Source organism: Streptomyces sp. 8P21H-1 (assembly GCF_013302945.1).
Window position 1 is genome coordinate 55,131 of sequence record NZ_JABTYA010000266.1, and the last position, 6,160, is coordinate 61,290.

Below are 6,160 nucleotides of genomic sequence, written 5' to 3' on the forward strand. Positions count from 1 at the left end.
TCGCCTCTCTACGACAGCAGCAGGGGGACATATGAGCAGCCCGTACATCACACCGCCGGCCCCGCAGCCCAGTCGCACCGCTCCCAGATGGGCGCGCAAACGCTACGTGCTACCCGCCCTTGGGCTCGCCTTCTTCCTTGGCATCGGAGCCGGCGCCGGAACCCCCGAACCCGCAGCCGACACCAAAAACTCGGCCAGCACAGCTCGCCCCACCGCAACCGTCACGACCACGGCGACCGCGTCCACGAAAGCGAAGCCGGCGCCCACCGTCACCGAGACAAAAACCGTCAAGATCAAGGTCACCGAGACCGTGACAGCGCAGCCCGCCGTCGATACCGGGAGCGCAGACAACGACGACGGCGCTGAGGGCAGCGCCTACTACGCCAACTGCGATGCGGCCCGCGCTGCCGGCGCCGCGCCCGTCCACCGCGGCGAACCCGGCTACGCCAGCCACCTCGACCGTGACGGGGACGGCATCGGCTGCGATACCTGACGGACGGGATGGACCCTCGCAAGCCGGCAGGCGGGAGCGGAGACGTGGCGGATCCTGCCGCCCTCAGAGTGGCACCACCATGCTGCAGGACTTCCGTCTAGGGTCGCCGTCACCGCCCGCAGCAACCGCTCGAAGTCCGATCAGGACCCGGCCGACTGGACCCCGCCGCTCGCCGACGCCCGCTGTCCTACGCCGCAAACTGGGGCGCGACCAAGCTACGCCGGCAGCTGACGGCCGATGACCGCGAACGCCTCCGCCCTCACCGAACTCGCCGCTAGCTGCGGACAGCAGGCGGTTGGCTACCAGCCGGCACCCTAACGGGCTCGGCGGGAGCCTGCCCGCGGGCCCGCGCCCGCTGCGGAAGGACTTCGCGGGCGTCGGCTGGCGCACCCGGTCGGGTGAATCCGGCGCCCGCGCAGAACCATGATGTCCGCGAACGCGTACATCACAGGCGTGGACCCCATCCAGGAAACCCATCTGTCCGAACCCGGCCTGCTCGTCCTCGACGTGGCCGCCTTGGACGACGACACTGTGTACGCCTTCCAGAACGCGATCGCCCGCACCTGGGCCGCCACCGTCGACCGCACCACCCGTGACCCGGGTCAGCCCGGGTCACGGGTACGTCTGTACCTCGACCTGCGACAGCCCCTCACCCCGGCCCTGCCCGGGCAGACGCCGACCGTCAGTACGCCGGAGGCCTGGTCCGTCACCACGGGGGGAGTGAGGGACCAGGCCTGAACCCCACCGTCCCACACCCGATCCCAACGTGTCCGCTCTGCGGCGGAGTTTCTTGCACGCAGGCACCCGGTTCGAGCTGCGCGCTTTGCCGAGGTCAATGGATCTCAATAGCCGCTGGGCGGGCGGCAGTTGGCAAGCAGGGTGCGGCTGAGGTCGTAGCGTGGGCTCATGCCTGAACGCACGCACATACTCCACCTCACCGAGCGCTCCTTGTGGGACGTGGCTCGTGAGCACGGCGCGTATCGGATGTCGACGCGCGGTCGCACCCTTGAGCAGGAGGGCTTCATCCACTGTTCGACGTCCGCCCAACTCCCCTCCGTGGCGGCCTTCCTGTACGGCTCCTACGAGGGCCCCGACGAGCTGGTGGTGCTCGTCGTGGACCCTGCGCGGCTGGATGTGCCGGTGAAGTACGAAGCGTCGGAGCCCGGGGCTGAGAAGTTCCCGCATGTGTACGGCCCGATTCCGGTGGACGCGGTGGTTGAGGTGAAGCCGTGGCGGTGACGGGCCGGCGCGGGGCATGGCGGTGGGCCGTGGCGGTATGGCTGGTCCTCGTGGCCACCGCGGGCGGGCTGACCCTGTGGTGGCAGGACGCGCCAGAGCCGCAGCGACAGGGCCGGCAGGAGTCCGGCCCCACACCGTCGCTCCCCGAGGGATGGCAGTCGGCGTGCGCGTACGCTACGCCCGATGAGAACGGCCGGAGGCTCTGCTTCATCAGGACCCGCTAGCCGAACCACCCGCGCTGAGTACGGCGAAGCCCGAGGCGAGGGCCGGCCCGCGTATCACCACAGGCCCGCCCCGCCAGGAGAGGGTGATCCCGCACTGCGGCCACCAGAGCATGTCAGGCGGGCGTTCTGTCCGGCGGCGGGCCTGCACGGTCAAGACCCTGCTGGACCGGCACGACGATCCCCGCCGGCAACGGACTGCTCCAAAACCAGTGCGCGCCGACTGCGTCCGGCCGTGCTGTTCCGCTCGGCGCCCGATGCCCGCAGCGGGTTGCAGTGCCGAAAGCTCCATGGGCTCGAACGTGGGAGCTGCGCAAACCGCTGGAGGGCGATGACGCCGAAGGCGCCCGCATCCGGGCCACGGTCCTGGCTAAACAGGTCAAGAACAGGCACAGCGCGGCGTGGCGGCACCCCGCAGAGGCGCGTGCGCCCACGCCGTGTTCCTGTTGTGGTGTCGATGGTCAGCCGGCCATCGCCACGGCGGCGTGGAGTTCGCGTACGCCGGTGGTGTGCGGGTGCCGCTCGCCCAGCTCGCTGACGATGCGGCGGATCGCGGGCCGGTCGCGGACCTCGCCGGGGCTGGCCCGGTGCGCGTCCAGCAGCGCGCGGGCGGTCTGCTCGGGACGGTTCCATGCCCACCAGGCCCGCGCCATGTCCGTGCCCAGCCGCGCCCTGCGCTCGGCGGTCGGGAACTGATCGGGCCGCAGATCCTTCCCGGCCTCGAGTGCGGCGCCCGCGTCGCCGAGCGCCCAGTGCACGCCGACCGCATACAGGGCGACGCCGGCCGGGCTGATCGGGAACAAGCGGCCCGGCGGCGGCGCCTGGGGCAGCTGGCGGGCGGAGCGGCGGGCCTCCTCGACCATCGCCAGCGACTCACCGCGCTGCTCGCCGCGCGCGGCCGTATAGGCCAGCGTGCACAGCATCTGCGCGTACGCAGCCGCCGAGGCGTCGGTGCGCAGGCCGGTCGCCTCCACGCCGGCGGCCGCTGACGTCATGAGTCGCTGGGCCTCGCCGTGGCGGTCCTGGTGGCGCAGCACGATCGCCAGCTCCCGGGCGGCGGCGGCCTCCGCGAGTGGGGAGCCGGACACTTCGGCCCAGGTGCGGGACCGGTCCGCGGTGAGCCGGGCCCGCTCGTAGGAGCCGACCTTGCTGAGCACCGAGGAGGTCAGGGTGTAGACGGCGGACAGCCGGGCCTGGTCGAGGTCCTGGCGGGAAGCGGCGGCACGGTGCCCGTCCGCGATGAGGCCGGGCAACACGGCCAGGAGCCGGCCGTGCACGCCCTTGTCGTAGAACTCCCGGGCAGCGGCCAGGCGACTGTCCAGCGGTCCCAGGCCGCTGGTGGGCGCGGGGGTGGCGGCGAGGGCTTCGTCCAGCCCCATGAGCAGGGCGGCCGGTCCGGCGGCCGCCGTGGCGGTAAGCAGCGTACGGCGGCGCATGGGGTCCTCCTCGGCGTCACGCGAACAGGCCGTCACTCTAGTGCCGACCGTTGCCGCCGTGAGGGGTGGCGCCAGAGAAGTCATCAGGACGTGTCGGGGCATGCCCACCTCGGCCGCCGCCCGGTGCACGAGCGCCAGATCGATCACCCGCGAGCGGCGTTCGAGACGCGAGACGGTGGCCGCCGAGCAGCCGATGCGTCCCCCGAGCGCAGCCAGCGTCCACGCACGGTGCTCGCGCCCGAGCCGGATCAGGGCGCCGGGACGGCGCTGTACGGCCAACTGGGTGGCTTTCGTGCTGTTCCAGAGCGGGTCTACGGGCACAGGACCCTCCCACACCGCACGCACTACCGAGGCATCCCACGGTAAGAGGACTCCGGGGCGGCGTCGAGGCCACTTGCACGATGTGCAAAGCCGTTGCGCCGCACGGCAGATGACCACCGTGCAGCTGGCCAGCGCGGTGTGCTGGGCACATCGCCCCGAGCCGCGGGGCACCATTCAATCGGAGGCACCATGACAACCGCCGTCTTCCCCCTGGCTGCAGACCCGGCGACCGGCACCGTCCGCCGCGCCCGGCAGGCCGTACCGGCCGCCCTGTGGGACAAGCAGGTCCAACTCCTGATGCGGGACTACCCCTACGACTCGGTCACGGCAGCCCGGGTCCTTGACCAGGGCTACGCCTACCTGCTGACCGCGATGCGCCACCGGGGCGAGCGTCTCGGGCTCGCCCCGAGCACACTCGTCGACATCGGCGTCCACACCGTCATCCTCGACACCGTCACCTACCTACAACTGTGTGAGCGCTTCAACAACGGCCACTTCCTGCACCACGTGCCCGAGGTCGACGCCAAGGACGACGGCTCGGTGCTGCGCACGGCCGCCCTGATCGCCGCCGACGGCTGGGAGGTCGACCTGCCGCTGTGGACGGACGCCGCCAAGTGCGGCCCCTGCCATCCCGGCAGCGACTCGCACTGACCAGCCCGCTGCGCGATGACCACCGGGTCCCGGCCGGCGGCCGGGACCCTCCGGAATACGCCCGGGTGAGATTCGACTGAACGTGCCCGCCTGCCTCAGGCGCCCGCCAGGATGGGCCGGTGACCCGCACCGCAGACCTCTGGCATCACTACGGCCGCACCCGGCACACCATCGACCGCACCGTGCCCGACCGCTTCTTCTGGAACTGGAGCCAGGACAGCGGACCTGGAGCTGAAACCCTCGGCGACGTCACCGGCCGGTTGCTCGGCGACCTCGGCGCCGGAACCGCCCGGCACGCCGCCCACTTGACCGCCCACCACCAGCCCGCCCGTGTCACCGCTGTCGACGCCTCGCCAGCCCAGCACGCCATGGCCAGCGACCTCTACGGCCATCTCGCCCCGCGCCTGCGCCTCACTCATTGCGACGTGCTGCTGCACCTGCGAGCCAGCACCAACACCTACGACGTGCTTTACAGCGTCTTCGGCGCCGTCGACTTCTCCGAGCCGCGGAAACTGCTGGCCGCGGCGGTGAACGCGCTGCGGCCCGGCGGACGACTGGTGTTCTCCACTTTGGCCCACCATCTCGGCGGCGCGCCTGCACACTCAGATGTGCAGTACACCGAGATCGGTGCGAAGACGCCGGACCGCGGGCCAGCCCTCATCCGCCGCTGGGTACTCCAGGAACATGTGTGGACCAGACTCCTTGACGAAGCCGGGTTCACCCAAATCAGTACCGAGGTGCTGCCCAGCGGACCAGGGCCGCGCACCGCCCACACACTCCTGGTAACGGCGTTCCGCACGGGCAGCCCGTCTGACGCGACGGGTAACCGGCCTGCGGCTACACAGGCGGAAGAAGTCTGACTGCGCCAGCGTTAGAGGTCCTAACAAAGGCGTTGGACGTGTCGGTGGGTGATGAGGCAGGTGGCGAGGTTGAGGAAGGCTTCGTGAATGTCGTCGCGTCGTTCCCAGCGGATGCGCAGGCGGCGGAAGCCGTGCAGCCAGGCGATCGTGCGCTCGACCACCCAGCGGAAAAAGCCCAGGCCGGAGCCGTGTTCCACGCCTCGTTCGGCGATGACGGGGCGGATGCCGCGGGCCCAGAGCAGGCGACGGTACTTGTTATGGTCGTAAGCCCGGTCGGCGAGAAGCGCGTCGGGTCTGCGCCGGGGTCGGCCGACGACGCCCGCCACCGCCGGAACTTTGTCCAGCAGCGGCAGCAACTGCGTGACGTCGTTGCGGTTCCCGCCGGTCAGCGACACCGCGAGCGGGATGCCCTGGGCGTCGGTGACGACGTGGTGCTTGCTGCCCGGCCGCGCGCGGTCGACCGGGCTGGGGCCACTTTTGGGCCCCGCCGGGCCGCCCTGACGTGGGAGGAATCGATCACCGCCCGCGACCAGTCCAGCTTCTTCGCGGCCCGCAGCCTCTCCAGCAGCACCAGATGCAGTGCGTCCCACACGCCGGCCTCGTTCCACGCGGCAAGACGCCGCCAACACGTCATGCCCGAGCCGAAGCCCAGCTCCTGGGGCAGGTATTCCCACTGGATGCCGGTGTGCAGCACGAACAGGATCCCGCACAGCGCCTGCCGGTCCGGCACCCGCGGTCTGCCCTCGACCAGCTTCGGCGCCGACTCGGGCAGCAACGGTTCGATCAGCGACCACAGTTCATCCGACACGATCCACGGCCGCGACTCACGCTTCGCCATAACCAGACCAACGAGCGATCAAGCCGATAGTCACATGATCAACCGCTTCTGTTAGGACCTCTAAGAACTCCTAACGAAATGATCTTCGAGGTGGTTGGATC

General features: G+C 70.7%; 7 protein-coding genes. 5 read left to right on the forward strand and 2 right to left on the reverse strand.

Features of this window, described 5'->3' with window-relative positions; genetic code table 11:
• Positions 1 to 31 precede the first annotated feature (31 nt).
• From HO151_RS05740 to HO151_RS05750, 3 genes are all read left to right on the forward strand, one after another.
• On the forward strand, positions 32 to 493 hold the full coding sequence (locus tag HO151_RS05740; RefSeq protein ID WP_173895010.1) for an excalibur calcium-binding domain-containing protein: 462 nt from the start codon (positions 32 to 34) through the stop codon (positions 491 to 493).
• Positions 494 to 916: 423 nt separating this feature from the next.
• Positions 917 to 1,231 carry a DUF6207 family protein gene (locus HO151_RS05745; protein ID WP_254594768.1) on the forward strand — a complete coding sequence of 105 codons (315 nt, stop codon included), beginning with the start codon at positions 917 to 919 and terminating at the stop codon, positions 1,229 to 1,231.
• A gap of 168 nt (positions 1,232 to 1,399) precedes the next feature.
• Positions 1,400 to 1,732: a DUF952 domain-containing protein gene (locus HO151_RS05750; protein WP_173895011.1), complete on the forward strand. Its 333-nt coding sequence runs from the start codon at positions 1,400 to 1,402 to the stop codon at positions 1,730 to 1,732.
• A gap of 682 nt (positions 1,733 to 2,414) precedes the next feature.
• Here the strand turns inward: HO151_RS05750 and HO151_RS05755 are convergent.
• Positions 2,415 to 3,710, reverse strand: a complete 1,296-nt coding sequence (locus HO151_RS05755; RefSeq protein WP_173895012.1) for a helix-turn-helix transcriptional regulator — start codon at positions 3,708 to 3,710, stop codon at positions 2,415 to 2,417.
• Positions 3,711 to 3,899: 189 nt separating this feature from the next.
• On the opposite strand from HO151_RS05755, the gene HO151_RS05760 reads away from it, so the two are divergent.
• Together HO151_RS05760 and HO151_RS05765 are read left to right on the forward strand one after the other, a co-directional pair.
• Positions 3,900 to 4,361 (forward strand): hypothetical protein, encoded by a 462-nt coding sequence (locus HO151_RS05760; protein ID WP_173895013.1) that lies wholly within the window; start codon positions 3,900 to 3,902, stop codon positions 4,359 to 4,361.
• 119 nt (positions 4,362 to 4,480) lie between these two features.
• Positions 4,481 to 5,221 carry a class I SAM-dependent methyltransferase gene (locus HO151_RS05765; protein ID WP_173895014.1) on the forward strand — a complete coding sequence of 247 codons (741 nt, stop codon included), beginning with the start codon at positions 4,481 to 4,483 and terminating at the stop codon, positions 5,219 to 5,221.
• A gap of 20 nt (positions 5,222 to 5,241) precedes the next feature.
• On the opposite strand, the gene HO151_RS05770 is transcribed toward HO151_RS05765, so the two are convergent.
• Positions 5,242 to 6,059, reverse strand: a protein-coding gene (locus tag HO151_RS05770) for an IS5 family transposase (protein WP_254594769.1) whose coding sequence is annotated in 2 segments (ribosomal slippage) — positions 5,242 to 5,708 and positions 5,708 to 6,059 — 819 coding nt in all. Because the reading frame shifts where the segments join, the coding sequence is not laid out codon by codon here.
• Positions 6,060 to 6,160: the final 101 nt, after the last annotated feature.

Bases quoted from the DNA above. Each gene is read 5' to 3' on its own strand.
- HO151_RS05740 (WP_173895010.1), top strand. From the start codon at position 32: ATGAGCAGCCCGTACATCACACCGCCGGCCCCGCAGCCCAGTCGCACC.
- HO151_RS05745 (WP_254594768.1), top strand. From the start codon at position 917: ATGATGTCCGCGAACGCGTACATCACAGGCGTGGACCCCATCCAGGAA.
- HO151_RS05750 (WP_173895011.1), top strand. From the start codon at position 1,400: ATGCCTGAACGCACGCACATACTCCACCTCACCGAGCGCTCCTTGTGG.
- HO151_RS05760 (WP_173895013.1), top strand. From the start codon at position 3,900: ATGACAACCGCCGTCTTCCCCCTGGCTGCAGACCCGGCGACCGGCACC.